The 20051-nt window shown below is 63.3% G+C and carries 15 protein-coding genes; 4 read left to right on the top strand and 11 right to left on the bottom strand.

What is annotated here, in order from left to right; genetic code table 11:
- Positions 1-4 precede the first annotated feature (4 nt).
- The 9 genes from bamA to rpsB form a co-directional block, all read right to left on the bottom strand.
- Complete coding sequence (gene bamA, locus P3T40_RS10375) at positions 5-2308, bottom strand: outer membrane protein assembly factor BamA (protein WP_429267590.1); 2304 nt, start codon at positions 2306-2308, stop codon at positions 5-7.
- Positions 2309-2374: 66 nt separating this feature from the next.
- Entirely contained in the window at positions 2375-3763 is a 1389-nt protein-coding gene (gene rseP, locus P3T40_RS10370) for an RIP metalloprotease RseP (RefSeq protein WP_429267589.1), read from the bottom strand.
- A 7-nt stretch (positions 3764-3770) separates the two neighbouring features.
- Positions 3771-4976: a 1-deoxy-D-xylulose-5-phosphate reductoisomerase gene (locus P3T40_RS10365; protein WP_429267588.1), complete on the bottom strand. Its 1206-nt coding sequence runs from the start codon at positions 4974-4976 to the stop codon at positions 3771-3773.
- Positions 4977-4986: 10 nt separating this feature from the next.
- A complete protein-coding gene (locus P3T40_RS10360) occupies positions 4987-5808 on the bottom strand; it encodes a phosphatidate cytidylyltransferase (protein WP_429267587.1) in 822 nt (273 codons plus the stop codon).
- Positions 5802-6584: a polyprenyl diphosphate synthase gene (uppS, locus tag P3T40_RS10355; RefSeq protein ID WP_429267586.1), complete on the bottom strand. Its 783-nt coding sequence runs from the start codon at positions 6582-6584 to the stop codon at positions 5802-5804. Before uppS ends, P3T40_RS10360 begins: the two co-directional genes overlap by 7 nt.
- A 64-nt stretch (positions 6585-6648) precedes the next feature.
- Entirely contained in the window at positions 6649-7209 is a 561-nt protein-coding gene (gene frr / locus P3T40_RS10350; RefSeq protein WP_429267585.1) for a ribosome recycling factor, read from the bottom strand.
- A gap of 98 nt (positions 7210-7307) precedes the next feature.
- A complete protein-coding gene (gene pyrH / locus P3T40_RS10345; RefSeq protein ID WP_074264280.1) occupies positions 7308-8021 on the bottom strand; it encodes a UMP kinase in 714 nt (237 codons plus the stop codon).
- A gap of 222 nt (positions 8022-8243) precedes the next feature.
- Positions 8244-9125: a translation elongation factor Ts gene (gene tsf / locus P3T40_RS10340; RefSeq protein ID WP_429267584.1), complete on the bottom strand. Its 882-nt coding sequence runs from the start codon at positions 9123-9125 to the stop codon at positions 8244-8246.
- A gap of 166 nt (positions 9126-9291) precedes the next feature.
- Positions 9292-10044: a 30S ribosomal protein S2 gene (gene rpsB / locus P3T40_RS10335; protein ID WP_074264278.1), complete on the bottom strand. Its 753-nt coding sequence runs from the start codon at positions 10042-10044 to the stop codon at positions 9292-9294.
- A 440-nt stretch (positions 10045-10484) separates the two neighbouring features.
- Here rpsB and map point away from each other — a divergent pair, with 440 nt between their 5' ends.
- The 3 genes from map to P3T40_RS10320 are packed head-to-tail and all read left to right on the top strand — an operon-like array spanning position 10485 to position 15943.
- Positions 10485-11300 (top strand): type I methionyl aminopeptidase, encoded by an 816-nt coding sequence (gene map / locus P3T40_RS10330; RefSeq protein ID WP_429267583.1) that lies wholly within the window; start codon positions 10485-10487, stop codon positions 11298-11300.
- Between the two features lie 29 nt (positions 11301-11329).
- Positions 11330-13909, top strand: a complete 2580-nt coding sequence (locus P3T40_RS10325) for a [protein-PII] uridylyltransferase (protein ID WP_429267582.1) — start codon at positions 11330-11332, stop codon at positions 13907-13909.
- A gap of 6 nt (positions 13910-13915) precedes the next feature.
- Positions 13916-15943: a pseudouridine synthase gene (locus P3T40_RS10320; RefSeq protein ID WP_429267581.1), complete on the top strand. Its 2028-nt coding sequence runs from the start codon at positions 13916-13918 to the stop codon at positions 15941-15943.
- Between the two features lie 260 nt (positions 15944-16203).
- On the opposite strand, the gene def is transcribed toward P3T40_RS10320, so the two are convergent.
- The gene (gene def, locus P3T40_RS10315; protein WP_429267580.1) at positions 16204-16737 is read right to left on the bottom strand and encodes a peptide deformylase; all 534 of its coding nucleotides are present in this window, start codon (positions 16735-16737) and stop codon (positions 16204-16206) included.
- On the bottom strand, positions 16734-18785 hold the full coding sequence (ligA, locus tag P3T40_RS10310; RefSeq protein WP_429267579.1) for an NAD-dependent DNA ligase LigA: 2052 nt from the start codon (positions 18783-18785) through the stop codon (positions 16734-16736). Before ligA ends, def begins: the two co-directional genes overlap by 4 nt.
- 356 nt (positions 18786-19141) lie before the next feature.
- Between ligA and P3T40_RS10305 the strand changes: the two genes are divergently transcribed.
- Positions 19142-19987: a hypothetical protein gene (locus tag P3T40_RS10305; protein WP_429267578.1), complete on the top strand. Its 846-nt coding sequence runs from the start codon at positions 19142-19144 to the stop codon at positions 19985-19987.
- Positions 19988-20051 lie beyond the last annotated feature (64 nt).

Raw genomic sequence — 20051 nt, 5'->3', positions numbered from 1 at the left:
CCAATCAGAATGCCGTCCCAATCTGGAACTGGAATTTCTGGTACTGGTCGCCGTCATGCTTCGTCAGCGGGAAACCCAGGCTCAGCTTGAGCGGGCCGATCGGCGAGATCCATGCGAGGCCCACGCCGTAACCGTACCGCAAGCCGTTCGCGCCGATGCTGTTGCCCACATCGCCCCAGACATTACCCGCGTCAAGGAACGAAAAGACTCGCAGCGTGCGATCGTAACCCGTGCCCGGCAACGGGAATGTCAACTCGACATTGCCAACCAGCAGCTTCGAGCCGCCGATCGGGTCGCCCGTCGAGGCGTCGCGCGGCCCCAGCGAACTTGGCTCATAGCCACGCACCGACCCGATCCCGCCCGCATAGTAATTCTTGAAGATCGGGTAAGGCTTACCGCCCAAGCCGTTGCCATAGCCGCCCTGGAAGTTGAAACCCAGCACGAAACCACGCGCAAACGAATAATAATACTGCGCGTTGATATCGGCCTTGTAATACTGCGTGCCGCCAGCCGGCGTGCCATATTCGGCGTTCGCCTGGGTGAAATAGCCGCGGCTCGGTACCAGCGCGCTGTCGCGCGCGTCCCGTGACCAGCCCACCGTGATCGGCACATTGTTCGACACCCGGCCGAATTCGTTGACGTAATCGATATAGCTTTGCGGCGTAGCCGAGTCCACATCGAGCTGATTCTGCTCGAGGCCCGCGCCGAAATATACCGTATCGACTTCCGAGAAGGGAATGCCGAACTTGAGGTCGCCGCCTACGGTGACGATCTTGAAGCTCGAATCCGTGGAGTAGTACAGCGGCTGCTGCGTGCGATAGTAGACGTCCGTAATGCGCTTGATGCCGTCCACCGTGAAATACGGGTCGATCTGGGTGACGGTCAACGTGCGGTACGTCTTCGCGGTGTTGATATTGACACCGAGGCTCGTGCCCGAGCCGAACACGTTGTCTTGCGACACCCCCGCCGACAGGATCGGACCTTCGCCGGAGCCGTAACCCAGGCCCAGCGTGATCGAGCCGGTCGGCTTTTCCGTGACCTTGACGTTCACATCCACCTGGTCAGGTGTGCCATCCACGGGCACCGTCGTCACGTTGACATCAGAAAAGTAGCCGAGGCGATTGACGCGGTCTTTCGACAGCGCGAGGCGGTTCGAATCGAACCACGAGCTTTCGAGCTGCCGCATTTCGCGGCGCACCACTTCGTCGCGCGTGCGCGTGTTGCCCACGACGTTGACGCGGCGTACATACACACGGCGGCTCGGGTCGACCTGCAGCGTGAGGTCGACCTTATGGTGCTGCTGGTCAATCAGCGGCTGCGCATTCACCGTGGCGAATGCATAACCGTACTCGCCAAGCTTGTCGACGAGTACCTTGGTGGCGGCCTGCAGTTTTTCGGCCGAGAAACGGTCACCGGCCTTGATCTTGACGAGCTGGTCCAGTTCGGCTTCGCGGTCCAGCAAATTGCCGGCCAGATGGATGCCGGAAATCGTGTACGGCTCGCCCTCATGCACCGCGATCGTCAGGTACATGTCTCGCTTGTCCGGCGTGATCGACACCTGGGTCGAATCAATCGAGAACTCGAGATAACCGCGGTTCAGATAATACGAGCGAACGTTCTCGAGATCGCCAGTCAGCTTGTCTTTTGCGTACAGGTCGTTCTTGGTGTACCACGAGAACCAGTTCGGGGTAGACAGTTGCATCTCGTCGAGCAACGTGCTGCTGCTGAATGCCTTGTTGCCGATGAAGTTGATCTGGCGGATCTTCGCGCTCGGACCTTCTTCCACCGAAAACAGCAGCGCTACGCGATCACGGTCGATCGGCGTAATGGTGGCCTTGACCTCGGCCGCGTAGTAGCCGCGCGTCAAGTACTGACGCTTGAGTTCCTGTTCGGCCTTGTCGGCCAGCGCCTTGTCGTAATAGCGCCCTTGCGACAGCCCTACCGAGCGCAGCGCCTTGGTCAGATTGTCCTTGTCGAATTCGTGCAGACCGGCGAAATCGATCGAGCCAATGGCCGGACGCTCCACCACCTGCACGATCACGATATCGCCTTCGACAACGACCTTCACGTCATTGAAGAAGCCAGTAGCGTATAACGCGCGAATCGCTTCGGAGGCCTTGTCGTCGGAGAAAACATCGCCTTCCCGGATGGGCAGGTACGCGAACACGGTGCTCGGTTCGACGCGTTGCAACCCCTCGATGCGGATATCACGCACCACGAAAGGCGAGGTTGCGTGGGCCACCAGTCCATGCGCAGCTAATGCAGCGGCTGCTACCGTCTTAGGAACAAAGCGATGAGGTTTCAACAACGTACTTCCCCAATGTATAGCTAAATCAGGCCAGACGGCCGCCTTTCGTGAGCGCCGCCAAACACTTTAAAAATGGATCAGACGAGCCAGATCGTTGAAAAGCGCGATCGCCGACAACGCGACGATACAGGCCAGCCCGGCTCTCTGGAGAACGAGCTGCCAGCGGTCGGAGACCGCTTTGCCGGTTGCAGCTTCAACCAAATAATATAACAGATGCCCCCCGTCCAATACCGGAATTGGGAGTAGGTTAAGTACGCCCAGACTGATACTGACAAGGGCCAGGAATGACAGGAATGCTGACGGACCGAGCCTTGCACTCTTGCCGGCGTAGTCGGCTATCGTCACCGGGCCTGACAGGTTTTTCAGCGATGCCTCACCGGTAATCATCCGGCCAAACATGCGCACCGAGTACGCCGCGAGATCCCACGTGCGGTGCGCGCCCAGTTGCAGGCTCTCGATCGGGCCATAGCGAACCTGGATGGACGGCACCTGGGTCGCCAGTTCCGCACCGATCCGGCCAATCTGCTGACCGGTCGTATCGTCGCGCTGCGCGAGCGGAACGACATGAATGTCCTCGGTCTTGCCGCCCTGCTGCGCATCGCCGCCGCGCTCGACCTGCAAGGTGATGGCCTTGCCCGCGTGCGTCTTGACATAGGCGATGAAGGCCGTGGCGTTGTCGGTCGGCTTACCGTCGATCGACACGAGACGGTCGCCCGCTGCGAGGCCCGCGTGTTGCGCGGCGCTGCCCGCCTGGACACCCGCAACGATCAGCTTGCCGCCACCCGGCTCGAAGCCGAGATGCGACATGAAATCGTCGTCGACGTCCTTCTCCGACACGTCGCGCAAATCCAATGGGAAGTCGAACGTCCCATGGCTATCCTTTGCGCTCAGAATGACGCGGCGATGATCGAACGCGGCGCCCAGCAGCTTCCAGCGCAGATCGGACCATGAACGAACCGGCTCGGTAGAACCGGCATCCGCATTGCGCACGGCGACCACCGTCTCGCCGCCGTCGAACCCGGCGAGCGCGGCAGCCGTATTCGGCGCCGGCGCAGCGACGATCGCGGCCGGCTCGCTCACACCGGTAGCAAACACGGCGGCGAACAACACGATGGCAAGGATGAAATTGGCGATTGGGCCGGCCGCGACAATCGCGAAGCGCTTGGCGACATGTTGGCGATTGAAGGCGTGCGGCAGCGCTTCGGGGGGAATCGGCGCGCCTGCTTCACGCTCGTCCAGCATCTTCACGTAGCCACCCAGCGGCAACGCGGCAATCGTCCATTCAGTACCCGTCTTCGGACTCACCCACTGAACCAGCGGCTTGCCGAAACCGATCGAAAAGCGCAGCACTTTCACACCACACATGCGGGCGACGCTGTAGTGGCCGTACTCGTGAACCACCACCAGCACGCCGATCGCAACCGCGAAGGCGAGCACTTCGATCAGCAGGTTCATATTCGCCTCACTGTACGGCACGTTCCGCGCGAACGGCGTCGTGCGGCAGACGCTGGATAAAGTCTGTAGCCGCGCGGCGCGCGGCCGCGTCGGCTTCGATTACGTCTTCGAGTGCCTGTGCGCTGCGGTTCGGCAGCGCATTCAGCACCGCGTCGACCACCTGGGCAATTGCCATGAAGCCGATCTTGCGCGAGAGAAACGCGTCGACGGCCACCTCGTTGGCGGCGTTCAACGCCGCACTTGCGATACCGCCTTCAGCGAGCGCTTTCATGGCCAGCGCGAGACACGGGAAACGCGCGTAATCGGGCTTTTCGAACGACAGCGACGCGACCTGCACGAGATCGAGCTGAGCCACACCGGAATCGACCCGTTCCGGGAAAGCGAGGGCGTGAGCGATCGGCGTGCGCATGTCGGGGTTGCCGAGCTGCGCGAGCACCGAGCCGTCGGCGTACGAGACCATCGAATGGATCACGCTCTGCGGGTGAATCAGCACCTCAATGCGCTCACCCGGCAGCGCGAACAGCCAGTGCGCCTCGATGACTTCGAGGCCCTTGTTCATCATCGTCGCCGAGTCGACCGAAATCTTGCGGCCCATCACCCAGTTCGGATGCTTGCAGGCTTCGTCAGGCGTTACGTTGACGAGACTCGCCGGCTCGCGCGTGCGGAACGGGCCGCCCGAGGCAGTCAGGATGATCTTCGATACACCGCCATGCAGCGCCGCTTCGCGCGGCAGGCACTGGAAAATTGCATTGTGTTCGCTGTCGACCGGCAGCAGCACGGCCCCGTGATCACGCACCGCGTCCATGAAGATCGCACCGGACATCACCAGCGCTTCCTTGTTGGCTAGCAGGATGCGCTTGCCGGCGCGGGCTGCGGCGAGACTGGGGGCAAGACCCGCGGCGCCGACAATGGCCGCCACGACGGTGTCGCAGCCGTCACTCTTCGACACGTCGACGAGCGCCTGCGGACCGTAGCTCACTTCGGTCTTGCAGCCGGCCTCGTGCAGCTTCGCGGCGACTTGCGCCGCGGTTGCGGCGTCGCCGACCACGGCCACCTCGGGATTGAAGCGCAGGCATTGTTCGACGAGCTTGTCGCCGTTACGATGCGCAGTCAGCGCATAGACCGAAAAGCGCTCGGGATGACGCGCGACGACGTCGAGCGTGCTGTCTCCAATCGAGCCCGTGGAACCGAGCAGTGTCAGACGTTTTTGCATATCTCTTTCTCTAGCCGAGCAACAGCATTGCGAGCGGCAGCACCGGCAATAATGCATCGATGCGGTCAAGGACGCCACCGTGCCCCGGTAGCAGGCCGCTTGAATCTTTTACGCCGGCCTGACGTTTCAACATCGATTCGAACAGATCGCCGACGACGCTAAAAACCACCAGAACCGTCAGGACAACGAGCGTGCGGACAGCGCCGAGGCGCTCCAGCAACGCGGAATACAGGGTCGGTTCGAACGCATGCAGCACTATAGCCGCTGAAGCGACGATCACGACAGCCAGCCAGCCGCCGACCGCGCCTTCCCAGGTCTTACCCGGGCTGATTGCCGGCGCGAGCTTGTGCCGCCCGAACGCCTTTCCGGCAAAGTATGCGCCGATATCGGCCAGCCAGACCACTAGCAACAGGGACAGAACAAACGGCACGCCCTTCACGCGTGCCGCGACGAGTGCATGCCAGCAGGCGACAAACACGACAATGCCCGCCAGAAACAGGAACAGGCGCCAGGCACCGTGCGCGAGCGTTGGCCTGCGGAACAGCACGTACGGTCCCGCCAGCACCCAGAAGACTGCGGCGGCCTGGAACAGGGAGCGCGGCGGATCCACTTCCGTGCCGAGCTTCGTGCTCGCCACCAACGCCACCGCCGCGACCAGCGCGTAGACGACCGGGCCGACGCCTCCCACTTTCAGCAGGCGCGCCCATTCCCACGCGGCAAAGACCAGCACGAACGCGATCAACGCGCCGAACGCGCCCACCGGCGCGAACAGCGTAACCGGCAAAAACACGGCCAGCAGGACGATCGCCGTGATAACACGGGTTTTTAGCATGGAAGCGAATCGACGTTTTGCGATTGCGGCTCGAGCTGAGCACTAGTGCGGCCGAAGCGGCGTTCGCGCTCCGAGTACGAATCGATCGCGTGGCGCAGCGCCTCGGCGTCGAAATCCGGCCAGAAAGTGTCAGTGAAGTAGAACTCGGTGTACGCGAGCTGCCACAGCAGGAAATTGCTGATGCGCTGCTCGCCGCCGGTGCGGATGAAGAGGTCGGGCTCCGGCGCGTACGCCATGGCCAGGTGTTCGGCGAACGATTCCTCGTTGACCTCGACAGCCTCGCCCGCCAGCGCCGATTGCTCGGCCAGCTTGCGGGTGGCCTGCATGATGTCCCAGCGGCCGCCGTAGTTGGCGGCGATGGTCAGGGTAAGACGGGTATTGCGGGCGGTTTTGGTCTCGGCGCGGCGGATCAGATCCTGAATGCGCTTGTCGAACATTGACAGATCGCCGACCACGCGCAGGCGAATACCATTGGCGTGCAGCTTGCCGATCTCGCGCTCCAGCGCGGTCACGAACAGGCGCATCAGGAACGAGACTTCGTCGTTCGGACGGCGCCAGTTCTCGGAGCTGAAGGCGAACAACGTCAGATATTCGACACCGGAACGCGCGCACGCCTCGACGGCGGCACGCACCGCGTCGACGCCGCGCGAATGGCCTGCCACGCGCGGCAGGCGGCGCTGCGTTGCCCAACGGCCGTTGCCGTCCATGATGATCGCGATATGTCGCGGCACCGCCGCGACATCAGGGACGCGAACGGTTGAGCTGGTATAGGTCATGGCCGTTGGGACAGTGACTGCAAAAAAAGAAGTAAAGACCTGAAGATGCTGGAGCCTAACGGCCTCAGACCGTCATGATCTCGGCTTCTTTGGTCGTCACGAGCTTGTCGATTTCCGACACGAACTTGTCCGTCAGCTTCTGGACGTCGTCGCCGGCACGACGCTCGTCGTCTTCGGAGATTTCCTTGTCTTTCACGAGCTTCTTGAGTTGCTCGTTAGCGTCACGGCGCAGGTTGCGCACCGCGATCTTGGCCGTTTCCGCTTCGCTGCGCGCGACCTTGGTCAGCTCGCGGCGGCGCTCTTCGGTCAGCGCGGGCATCGGCACGCGGATCACGTCGCCTTGCGTGGCCGGGTTCAGGCCCAGATCGGATTCGCGGATCGCCTTTTCGACGACCTGCACCATCTTCTTTTCCCACGGCTGCACGCCGATCGTACGGGCGTCGATCAGCGTCAGGTTCGCGACCTGCGAGATCGGCACCGGCGAGCCGTAATAATCGACCTGGATGTGATCGAGCAGGCCCGTGTGCGCACGGCCCGTGCGGATCTTCGACAGATCGTTCTTGAATGCGTCGATCGAGCGCTGCATCTTCTGCTCGACGCCCTTCCTGATATCAGCCACAGACATTTTTAAACCTCCGAACCTTCAGAACGGTGCGAGCCGGCCAGCGCGCGTACAGCGGCGGCCCGGGCCCGCGTTAAAGCCCACGTTATGTGAACGAGAGTTTACACGTGGACGAGAGTACCCTCGTCCTCGCCTTGCACAATGCGCTTTAGCGCACCCGGCTTGACAATCGAAAACACGCGGATCGGCAGTTTCTGGTCGCGGCACAGCGCAAAAGCCGTGGCGTCCATCACCTGCAGATTGCGGCCGATCGCCTCGTCGAAGCTGATCGTCGTGTAGCGCGTTGCCGTCGGGTCTTTCTTGGGGTCGGCCGAGTAGACGCCGTCCACCTTGGTAGCCTTCAGCACGACTTCCGCGCCGACTTCGGAGCCGCGCAGCGCGGCAGCGGTGTCCGTCGTGAAGAACGGGTTGCCGGTGCCGGCCGCGAAAATCACGACCTTGCCTTCTTCAAGCTGGCGGATCGCCCGGGGGCGGATGTACGGCTCAACGACCTGATCCATGCGCAGCGCCGATTGCACGCGCGCCTCGATACCGGCGTGGCGCATCGCGTCCTGCAGCGCCAGCGCGTTCATCATGGTTGCGAGCATCCCCATGTAGTCGGCTGTCGCACGGTCCATACCCGCTGCCCCGCCCGCCACGCCACGGAAAATATTGCCGCCACCGATCACGACAGCCAGTTGCGTACCGAGTCGCACAACCTCGGCCACGTCCGCCACCATTCGTTCGATCGTTGCGCGATTAATGCCGAAGGCATCATCGCCCATCAGAGCTTCGCCGGAAAGTTTGAGCAGGACGCGTTTATAGGCAGTGGGCATAGGGGTATCCAGATCGCGCAGAACAGGGCAACAACAAGGAACTAACTGTAGGGGTGAAATACTGATTCGGGCAAGCGTCGCCAAATTGACGAACCCCAGGGTTCGCCAGAGGCGGCTGCGCGGCGAGGGTCAACCCGCAGGCAGCCTTGCGGCGCCGCCGACCGCGGCAGGGTCTTGCCCCGCCGCGGGTCCAACGATATTGCGGTGAAGCCTAGGTGATGCTTATTGTTGCTTTGCAGCAGCAACTTGCGCGGCCACTTCGGCTGCGAAGTCGTCCTGCTTCTTCTCGATGCCTTCGCCGACCACGAACAGCGCGAACTTCTGCACGCTCGAACCTGCAGCCTTCAGCATCTGCTCGATTGTCTGCTTGTCGTTCTTAACGAACGTCTGGTTCAGCAGCGAGACTTCCTTCAGGTACTTCTGCACGCTGCCTTCAACCATCTTGGCGACGATTTCAGCCGGCTTACCCGATTCAGCGGCCTTCTGTTCCGCAATGCTGCGTTCCTTGGCGATCAAGTCAGCCGGCACGTCGTCCGACGACAGCGAAACCGGCTTCATGGCCGCGATGTGCATTGCGACGTCCTTGCCGACCTGCTCATCCGCGCCCGTGTACTCGACCAGCACGCCGATGCGCGTGCCGTGCAGGTACGCAGCCAGCTTGTTGGCGGTCTCGAAACGCACGAAACGGCGGATCGACAGGTTTTCGCCGATCTTGCCGACCAGCGCGAGGCGCACTGCGTCGACCGTCGAGCCTTCCAGCGGCAGAGCTGCCAGCGCAGCGACGTCAGCCGGGTTTTGCTGGGCGACCAGTTCAGCGATCTGCTTGGAGAAAGCCAGGAAGTCGTCGTTCTTCGAAACGAAGTCGGTTTCGCAGTTCAGTTCGACGATCGCGCCGACGTTGCCGCCGATGAACGAGGAGATCACGCCTTCTGCCGTCACGCGCGAAGCGGCCTTGCTGGCCTTGTTGCCGAGCTTCACGCGCAGCAGTTCTTCAGCACGCTCCATGTCGCCTTCGGCTTCCGTCAGCGCCTTCTTGCATTCCATCATCGGCGCATCGGTCTTCGCGCGCAGTTCTGCAACCATGCTTGCGGTAATTGCCGCCATCATTCGCTCCTTGAGTCTGTCTTTCACACGCCGCCCGCACTTCGATGCCGGCGGCAAGAATTCGTTTCCGCATAGCGCGTATTTTTCTCGCGCTATAGCCAGGTGTCATGACTTAAAAAAAGGGGGCCTGTAGAAAGCCCCCTTTTTTGCCGGACACAGGGCAGCCTTACGCTTCCGAGTTGACCTCGACGAACTCGTCGCCGTCACCACCACGTGCAGCCTGCACCACTTCGTTGACCGCGTTTGCACGGCCTTCGAGGATCGCGTCAGCCACGCCAGCCGTGTACAGAGCGACGGCCTTGCTGGCGTCGTCGTTACCCGGGATCACGTAGTCGATGCCTTCCGGCGAGTGGTTCGTGTCGACCACAGCGATAACCGGCACGCCGAGCTTGTTAGCTTCGGTCACAGCAATCTTGTGGTAGCCGACGTCAACCACGAAAATTGCGTCCGGAATGCCGCCCATGTCCTTTACGCCGCCAATCGACTTTTGCAGCTTGGCGATTTCACGTTCGAACAGGAGCGCTTCCTTCTTGCTCATGCGTTCCGTTTCACCGGCTTCCAGCGCTGCTTCCATGTCCTTCAGGCGCTTGATCGAAACCTTCAGCGTCTTGAAGTTGGTCAGCATGCCGCCGAGCCAGCGCGCGTTGACGAACGGCATGCCAGCGCGTTGTGCCTCTTCGGCGATCGTGTCGCGCGATTGACGCTTCGTGCCAACGAACAGGATCGTGCCGCGGTTAGCTGCCAGTTGACGCACATACTTCAGTGCGTCGTTGTACATCGGCAGCGTCTTTTCGAGGTTGATGATGTGAATCTTGTTGCGATGACCGAAAATGAAGGGGGCCATCTTCGGGTTCCAGAAGCGCGTTTGGTGACCGAAGTGGACACCTGCTTCCAGCATTTGACGCATGGTAACTGCCATGTAAATCTCCGCTAGGGTTGGGTCTTAAGCCGGCTGCCGTATCAGCCGCGCCGTCTTCGCCATCTGCGAGGACCTGACGCGGCGGACACCCTGGGTGCTGCCGGCTTGCGAGTCTGCTGCCTTGGGTTTTGCGCTGCGCCCCGCCACTGAAGGAGCGCGCGGCATCAGCACAACCTGAAAACGCCTAGTAGCGCAGGCAACTATCGCTACGAGCCAGTCTTTTCCACAAATAAAATAATGTGGAACGACTTAGCCAAAGATTATAGCACGCGACAATCGGCAGACTCAACCTGCCCGGTAGCCCCAATCCGCCGGTCGGGTTGCACCTGCCGGAGCGGGGACAACCGCCCTGGCCGATCGGCCAGCCTCCCTCGCAAAACTCTGCGAACGCCGGAATATGGTGCGATAATCTATAAATAATCGCATTTCAGGCCCGACTCATGGCTATTACGCTCAAAAACGACCACGATATCGCGCAGATGCGCGTCGCCTGCCGCCTTGCAAGCGAAGTGCTCGACTACATCACACCGTTCGTCACCGCCGGCGTTACAACCGGCGAGCTTGACCGTCTGTGTCACGAGTACATGCTGAAGGAACAGGGCACGGTCCCGGCGCCGCTGAATTATCAGCCGCCCGGCTACCCGCCGTACCCAAAGGCCACCTGCATTTCGGTCAATGACGTGATCTGTCACGGCATTCCAGGCGACAAAACCCTCAAGAACGGCGATGCGCTGAACATTGATATCACCGTGATCAAGGAAGGCTATTTCGGCGATACGAGCCGCATGTTCATCGTCGGCGAAGGCTCGATTCTCGCGAAACGCCTCGTGCAGACAACCTTTGAGTGCATGTGGCTTGGCATCGACCAGGTCCGGCCCGGCGCGCACCTCGGCGACATCGGCTACGCGATCCAGCGCCACGCCGAAGGGCAAGGCTATAGCGTGGTGCGCGAATATTGCGGCCACGGCATCAGCACGGTGTTTCACGAAGATCCGCAAGTCCTGCACTACGGCCGTCCGGGCACGGGCATCGAACTGCAGCAAGGCATGATTTTTACGATCGAGCCCATGATCAACGCCGGCCGGCGCGATATTCGCACCATGCCGGATCAATGGACCGTGAAGACCAAGGACCGCAGCCTGTCCGCGCAGTGGGAGCACACGGTGCTCGTCACCGAGAGCGGCCATGAGGTGCTGACGGTCTCGGCCGGCACGCCGGCACGGCCGCCGGTCGTCGCTTCGGCCACCACGGCCTGACGGTCCTGAGTTCTCATTCGCGCGCGCCCATGAGCAGTGTTCCAGCCGTTCCTCTTTCCGATGCCACGTCGCTCAAGGCGGACTACAAGGTGGCCAAAGCCAAGTTGCTGGAACGCTTCAAGCTGGCCACCAACGTCGAGTCGTTGATGGGCGCGCTCGCACGCACCACTGACGAGTCGCTGCGTGCCGCGTGGAAAACCTGCGACATGCCTCCTTCCCTCGCGCTGCTGGCCGTGGGCGGGTATGGGCGCGGCGAACTCGCGCCGCACTCGGACATTGACATCCTCGTGCTGCTGCCCGACCAGCCCGTGGCGCATCTGGAGGCGCGCATCGAGCGCTTTATCAGCCTCGCGTGGGATCTAGGGCTGGAACTCGGCAGCAGCGTGCGCTCCGTCTCGCAGTGCCTCGAAGAGGCGACCAACGACGTCACCGTGCGCACCTCGTTGCTCGAAGCGCGCCGCATCACCGGCAGTACGACGCTGTTCGAAGACTTCGCGCAACGTTATCGCGCAGCGCTCGATCCGCGGGCCTTCTTCCAGGCAAAAGTACTGGAAATGCGCCAACGGCATGCCAAGTTTCAGGACACGCCGTATGCGCTCGAGCCGAACATCAAGGAAAGCCCCGGCGGCCTGCGCGACCTGCAACTGATCCTGTGGGTCACCCAGGCGGCGGGCTTTGGCAGCAGTTGGCAGGAGCTTGAAGCGCGCGGCCTGATTACCGAGCGCGAAGCGCGCGAGTTGGAGCGCAACGAAGGCTTCCTGAAAGCGCTGCGCGCCCGGCTGCACGTGATTGCAGGGCGCCGCCAGGACATCCTCGTGTTCGACTTGCAGACGGCGGTGGCCGAGAGCTTCGGCTACAAGCCGACCGCCACCAAGCGCGCCAGCGAACAGTTGATGCGTCGTTACTACTGGGCGGCGAAAGCGGTCACCCAGTTGGCGACGATCCTGATCCAGAACATCGAGGCGCAACTATTCCCGAACACGAGCGGCATCACGCGCGTGCTATCGGATCGCTTCGTCGAGAAACAGGGCATGCTGGAAATCGCCCGCGACGACGTGTTCGAGCGCGAGCCGAACGCCATCCTCGAAGCATTCCTGCTGTACGAGCAGACGCCCGGCGTGAAGGGCCTGTCGGCGCGCACACTGCGGGCGATCTACAACGCCCGCGACCTGATGGATCAGCACTGGCGCCGCGACCCGGAAAACCGGCGCCTGTTCATGGACATCCTCAAGGAGCCGGCCGGGATCACCCACGCGCTGCGGCTGATGAACCAGACCAGCGTGCTGGGACGCTACCTGCTGAACTTCCGCCGCATCGTCGGGCAGATGCAACACGACCTGTATCACGTCTACACGGTCGACCAGCATATCCTGATGGTGCTGCGCAACCTGCGCCGTTTTGCGGTGGCCGAGCACGCGCACGAATACCCGTTCTGCAGCCAGTTGATTGCCAACTTCGAACGCCCGTGGGTGCTGTACGTGGCGGCGCTGTTCCATGACATCGCCAAAGGCCGGGGCGGCGATCATTCGACGCTCGGCATGGCGGACACGCGCCGTTTCTGCCGCGAACACGGCATGGACAACGGCGACGGTGAACTCGCGGTGTGGCTGGTCCAGCATCATCTGACGATGAGCCAGGTCGCGCAGAAGCAGGACACGAGCGATCCCGAGGTCATCAAGCGGTTTGCGGAACTGGTTGGCAACGAGCGGCACCTGACCGCGCTCTACCTGCTGACCGTCGCGGACATTCGCGGCACCAGTCCGAAGGTCTGGAACGCGTGGAAAGGCAAGCTCCTCGAGGACCTGTATAAAACTACGCTTGCCGTGCTCGGCGGCGCGCGTCCTGACGCCCATTCCGAACTGAAGTCGCGCCAGGAAGAGGCGCTCGCGTTGCTGCGGCTCGAAACGGTCCCGGAGAACGCCCACCAGGCGCTATGGGACAAGCTCGACGTCGGTTACTTCCTGCGTCACGACGCGGCAGACATCGCGTGGCAAACGCGCGTGCTGTATCGCCATGTGGAGACGCCTACACCGATCGTCCGTGCACGCCCGTCGCCGGTCGGTGACGCCTTGCAGGTGCTGGTCTACGTCAAGGACCGCCCTGACCTCTTTGCCGGCATTTGCGCGTATTTCGACAAGAACGCGCTGTCGGTTCTCGATGCCCGCGTTAGCACGACTCGCCACGGTTACGCGCTGGACAACTTTATCGTCCAGCACACCGAAGAAGACGTGCATTATCGCGACATTGCCAATCTGGTGGAACAGGAACTGACCGCGCGCCTCACGGCGGACGGCACCCTGCTGCCGGATCCGTCGAAGGGGCGCTTGTCGCGCCTGTCGCGGACCTTCCCTGTTACGCCGCGCGTCGACCTTCGAGCCGACGATCGTGGCCAGTACTACATCCTGTCCGTGTCGGCGAACGACCGGCCAGGCCTTCTTTATTCGGTCGCGCGCGTGCTGGCCGAGCACCAGGTCGGCGTCCAATCGGCGCGGATCAATACGCTCGGCGAACGCGTAGAGGACGTGTTCCTGCTGGACGGACGCGGCCTCTCGGACAACCGCCTGCAAATTCAGGTCGAAACCGAACTGCTGCGCGCGATCGCAGTGTGAGATTCCATGCGAGTCAAATTGACAGCCAAGCATCCGCGGTCGGCTTCGTCCGAACGCGCCCCTGTTCGCTCGGGCAGTACGACCGCTCGTAAGCCAACGCGCCCTGCCGGGCCACGGCCCGCCACACCGGCCGGCGCACGCGAAGGGGCGCCAGCCGGCGCCGGTAAACGACCGGCGGGCAAGCCTGCGAGCGCTACGGGCGGTGCTAGCCGCGCGCAAAGCGGTGCACGGCCGGCCCGCGCTGAGGGCTCGTTTTCGCGGGAACGCGATGCGGGCAGCGGTGGGGCCGCACGGCGCGCGCCGTCGGATCGGCCGCCGCGCCGTGAGGGCGATGCAGGTGGGCCGCGACGGTTCGAAGGTGAACGCACTGAGCGAGCGCCCCGTCGCGAAGGTTTTAGCGGTGCGCCCCGCCGGACCGAAGGCGGACGTGCTGAGCGTGCGCCACGGCAGTTTGAGGGCGAACGTACTGAACGCCCGCCGCGCCGCGAAGGCTTTGCTGGCGCGCCCCGCCGGACGGAGGGCGAACGTACTGAACGCCCGCCGCGCCGCGCTGAAGGCGAGCGCGGAGAACGCGACCGTGGTGAGCGGCCAGCGCGCTTTGCGCGCGATGAAAACCCGCGCCGCCCGGCCACTGGCGCTCCTCGTGGCCCGCGCGGAGCCGACGACACGCGCCGTCCCGGCCCTCCACGCACCGGTGGTAGCTTCAATACCGGCCCGCGTGGCGAACGCCCTGGGCGCAACGACCGCGACGAGTCGCGTGGGCCCGGCACATCCGAGCGCCCCCGCTTTGGCGCCGACCGCGCAGGCTCCGAGCCGCGCCGCACGTTCGACCGCCCACCGCGTGACGAAAGCGCGCGCCGGGGTCCGGCGGGCGGGCGCGACAGCCGGCGCGACGAACGTCCGGCTTCAAACGAACGCGGCGAGCGCTCGTTCGCCACACCCGTCAAGCGTGCCTACGGCGATCGTCCGGAGCGCGCTCCGCGCGATGACCGCGGCGCGCGAGCACCCGTCGCACGCGGGCTCGGCGATCGGCCGGCCCGCACAGAGCGCCCGGAGCGAACCGATCGCGGCGTTCGGAGCGATCGTCCCGCTGGCGCACGCACGCCGCGCAGCAACGACAACGCCGCTTCCGGCGGCCGTTTCGGCGAGCACGACCGCGAGCGTCCGGCACGCGCCGACAAGGCACCGCGCAGCGTGGCGCCGGGAGCGAGGCCCGCGCGCCCGGAAGAATCCGCGCCGCGCCCCGCCGCACATCGTCGCGACCACAACGACGCCCCCGGCACCTTGCGCCTTTCCAAGCTGATGTCGGAACTTGGCCTGTGCTCGCGCCGCGAGGCCGACGAATGGATCGAAAACGGCTGGGTGAAGGTCGACGGCGTCACGATCGACACGCTCGGCTCCAAGGTCCGCCCCGATCAGCGCATCGAGATCGACCCGGCAGCCCAGGCGATCCAGGCACGCCTCGTCACGATCCTCGTGCACAAACCGGTGGGCTACGTCTCGGGTCAAGCCGAAGACGGTTATCAGCCCGCCGTCACGCTCGTCACGCCGGATAACCGTTGGGAAGGCGACCACTCGGATATCCGCTTCTCGGTGTCGCATCTGCGTCAGCTTGCTCCCGCGGGCCGGCTCGACATCGACTCCACCGGGCTGCTGGTGCTAACCCAGGACGGCCGGATTGCAAAACGGTTGATCGGCGGTCATTCGGAAGTCGAAAAGGAGTATCTGGTCCGCGTGACCTACGGTGAGATGACGGCCGAGATCGATCAGCACTTCCCGCTCGAAAGTCTGGAGCTGCTGCGTCACGGCCTGGAACTCGACGACGTGCCGCTCAAGCCCGCCAAGGTCAGCTGGCAGAACGGCGAGCAGCTGCGCTTCGTGTTGCGCGAGGGCAAGAAGCGGCAGATTCGCCGCATGTGTGAACTGGTCGGCCTGGAAGTGGTAGGCCTGAAGCGCGTACGGATGGGCAGCGTGCCGCTCGGTGCGTTGCCGCCCGGTCAATGGCGTTATCTGTCGGCTGATGAGTCGTTTTGATCGTACGCCGCCGCTACCACACGCGTTGAGCGCCGCGGCGTAGCATTCGGCCAGTATGAAAAAGCCCACGTAAATGCGTGGGCTTTCTTTTGTGCAGGGCGCAGAGGCCGCCAGTATCCCAGAGCGCGGTGTGCGCTCTACGCGGGACGGTTTAGCTATCGGCCACCGCATAACGGCTGCTCATTGACCGCCTTCCGCTGATTGCCGCGTCCGTTGAACACGCGGTAGCCGCCTGGCCATTGCCCAGCACGCTTACCCGCTCAGTCGTCGCTATTCGGATCCATGTCCGGAAACAGCACTTCGGTGAAGCCGAACTTCGCGAAGTCGTTGATCCGCATCGGATACAGCTTGCCGATCAGGTGATCGCACTCGTGCTGCACGACGCGTGCGTGGAAGCCCTCGGCGACGCGGTCAATCGGTTTGCCGTACTGATCGAACCCGTGATAGCGGATCATCGAGAAACGGCTGACGGCGCCGCGCAGCCCCGGCACCGACAGGCAACCTTCCCAGCCCTCTTCCATGTCCTGCGATACCGGCGTGATGGTCGGGTTGATCAGGACCGTCTCCGGCACCGGCGGCGCATCCGGATAGCGTTCGTTATGGCCGAAGCCGAAAATCACGACCTGCAGGTCGACACCGATCTGCGGCGCGGCGAGCCCTGCGCCGTTGGCATCGTGCATGGTCTCGAACATATCCTGCACGAGAGCATGCAACTCGGGGGTGTCGAAATGGTCGACCGGGGCGGCGATGCGCAAAAGGCGCGGATCACCCATCTTGAGAATTTCGCGGATCATGTTATCTGCCTCTCCAGGAGCTTACGCATACCATCTTCGTCGAGCACAGCGACGCCAAGTTCCTCAGCTTTGGCCAGTTTGCTGCCTGCGTCTGCGCCCGCCACCACGTAATCGGTTTTCTTCGACACCGAACCGGCCACCTTTGCGCCTGCCGCCTCAAGCATTTCCTTCGCCTCTTCTCGCGCCAGAGTCGGCAAAGTACCGGTCAGCACGACTGTCTTGCCGGCCAGCACGCCTTGCGGGGCTTTTGGCGCCGGCGGCCCCTCCGGCCACGTGACCTTGCCCGGCGCGCGCAACTGCTCGATCACCGTGCGGTTGTGCTCTTCGGCAAAGAACTGATGAATCGACTCGGCCACGACCGGTCCCACATCATTCACTTCCAACAGCTCTTCGACAGTAGCGTCCATGATCGGATCGAGCGAACCGAAGTGCTTGGCAAGGTCCTTCGCCGTCGACTCGCCGACCTGGCGAATCCCGAGCGCATAAAGGAAACGGGCGAGTGTGGTGTGCTTGGCCTTTTCCAGCGAGTCCAGCAGGTTTTGCGCGGACTTTTCGGCGAAACGGTCCAGCTCAGCCAGCGTCGCGAAGCCGAGGTTGAACAGGTCGGCCGGCGTGCGCACGAGGTTCAGTTCGACCAGTTGATCAATGATCTTTTCACCGAGTCCGTCGATATCCAGCGCACGGCGCTGCGCGAAGTGCCACAGCGCCTGCTTGCGCTGCGCCGGACAGAACAACCCACCGGTGCAACGGGCGATCGCCTCGTCAGGCAGGCGTTCGATGGCCGAGCCGCATACCGGGCATTGCGTGGGCATCACGAACTCGGCGGCATCCACCGGCCGGCGATCCATGAGCGCGCCCGCCACCTCCGGAATCACATCGCCGGCACGCCGCACGATCACAGTGTCGCCGATGCGGATGTCCTTACGCCGCACCTCGTCCTCATTGTGCAGCGTTGCATTCGTCACGGTCGCGCCGCCGACGAATACCGGCTCGAGACGCGCGACAGGCGTGATCGCCCCCGTGCGGCCGACCTGCACATCAATTGCCAGCAGCTTCGTCAACGCTTCCTGCGCGGGAAATTTATGCGCCAGCGCGAAACGCGGCGCGCGCGACACGAAGCCGAGCGCGTCCTGCTCTTCCCGGGCGTTGACCTTGTACACCACGCCGTCGATGTCGTACGGCAGCGCGTCGCGCTTCTCCCCGACCGCGCGGAAGAACCCGAGCAGCCCTTCAGCGCCCTGCACGACCGCCCGTTCGCTGTTGACCGGCAAGCCCAATTCGGCATACCAGTCGAGCATCGCGCTGTGGGTAGCGGGCATCGGCTCGCCATCCAGCACGCCAATGCCGTACGCGAAGAACGACAAAGGACGTTGTGCCGTGATCTTCGGATCGAGCTGGCGCAAACTGCCGGCCGCCGCGTTGCGCGGATTGGCAAATTCCTTGAGCCCTGCCGTGCGTTGCCGCTCGTTCATACGTTCGAAGTCACGCTTGAACATCAGGACTTCGCCCCGCACGTCGAGCAGTTTCGGCACACGCTTGCCTTTAAGCGTGAGCGGAATGGAGCGGATCGTGCGGACGTTCTCCGTGACGTCTTCGCCCGTGGCGCCATCGCCGCGTGTAGAGGCCTGCACGAAGCGGCCATCGACATAGCGCAGCGAAATGGCCAGTCCATCGAACTTGAGTTCGCACGCGTAGCTGACGGGCGTTTTGCCGAGCGCGTCCGCAACGCGTTTATCGAATGCGGCGATATCTTCGTCGGCGAATCCGTTGTTCAGCGACAGCATGGGCTGGTCGTGCACCACCGGCCTGAAGCCGCTCGCGGCCTCGCCGCCGACACGCTGGGTAGGCGAATCCGGCGTGATCAGATCCGGGTGCTCGGTCTCGATCTGTTCCAGCTCCTTGAAGAGCTTGTCGTACTCCGCATCCGGCAGGTCCGGCTGGTCGAGTACGTAGTACGCGTGGTTCGCGCGTTCGAGTTCCGCGCGCAACCATACGGCACGTTCCGCCGGAGCGCTGGTTGCAGAGTTTGGGACGCTAGTTCGGGCCATGCTATCGGAAGATTCGCTGGTGAAATAAGACTTCAGATTATCGCAGGAACCGTCTGCCGTGGACATTGGCCGGACAGCCAGTTTCGTGTGCCTTCTCACCCACTCCAGGCAGCGACGCTGCCCGGCGACGCAGGTGTGATCCGTGAGGCATAAGCAACAGCATCGTCAGGCAATCGCCACGTTGCACACCGGCCAGGCATCAGTCAGCATCGACTACCCGCCAGCCGCCATTGCCCCCGGCTAGCCCTGGCCGATCGGCTAACGTGCGCGGCGCCGCATTGACGTGCCTGCGGCGCGATGCGATCGTGAACGGGTGAGCCACGCGCCGGATCGGCACCTCAACCACAGGAACCAGCATGCCCGACCTGACAGCAATCAAGCACAACCTCAAGCGGCTGGCTTCGCTCGCCGTAACGTTCTGTGCCCTGCTGTGCGTCCTCCACGCAGCGCCTGCCTGCGCGCTGGAACAGGTGGTCAGCGTGCCCGTGGCCGATAACGCGTCGATCTCTTACCTGCTGACGCAGAAGGATGGCAGCCACCCCGGCTGGATCCTCGTCATGTTCGCGGGTGGCGACGGGGCCTTGCAACTGGCGCAGGCGAGCGACGGCACCATCAGCCTGCGTCTGAAGAACAATTTTCTCGTTCGTGCGCGCACCCTGCTCGTTGACGACCGTTTTGCCACCGCGCTGGTCGATGCGCCGTCGGACCAGCCCGGCGGTTACTCGGACACGTTTCGAGCGTCGCCACGTCACGCGCAGGATGTGGCCCGCGTCGCAGCCGACTTGCGTACCCGCTTCCCAATAGCCAGGCTGGTGCTCGTCGGCACGAGCCGCGGGACGATTTCCTCGGCGTTCCTGGGGCGTGCTCTGCCCGATGCCTGGGACGCTGTGATCCACACCTCGACGCTAAGCAGTCCGGCACGTGGCCAGGCGCTGCCGCTAGCCGGCTTCAACTACGGCGAGATCCATGCACGGCAGCTCTTCGTTCATCACGTCGACGATGGCTGCTATCTATGTTCGTTCAGCGCTGCGAAGCGTATTGCGGATGGCGGTCACGATCTGATCGCGGTAAGTGGCGGAAGCGCGCGCGGCAACCCATGCGAGGCGATGGGGCATCACGGTTTTTATGGTCAGGATGAAGCGGTGGTGGCCGCGCTCAAGGCGTGGATCAGCGGCGCGGACTGGCCGAAGGAGGTGGATTGAGGCGGGGCACGAAAAGGCGGCGAAGCAGCGCCAGCACCCAACCACGATGTCGCCAGCGCGCAGC

It is taken from the genome of Paraburkholderia sp. EB58, assembly GCF_050436665.1.
Taxonomy (GTDB): Bacteria; Pseudomonadota; Gammaproteobacteria; order Burkholderiales; family Burkholderiaceae; genus Paraburkholderia.
This window is presented reverse-complemented; position numbering and strand designations above follow the sequence as displayed.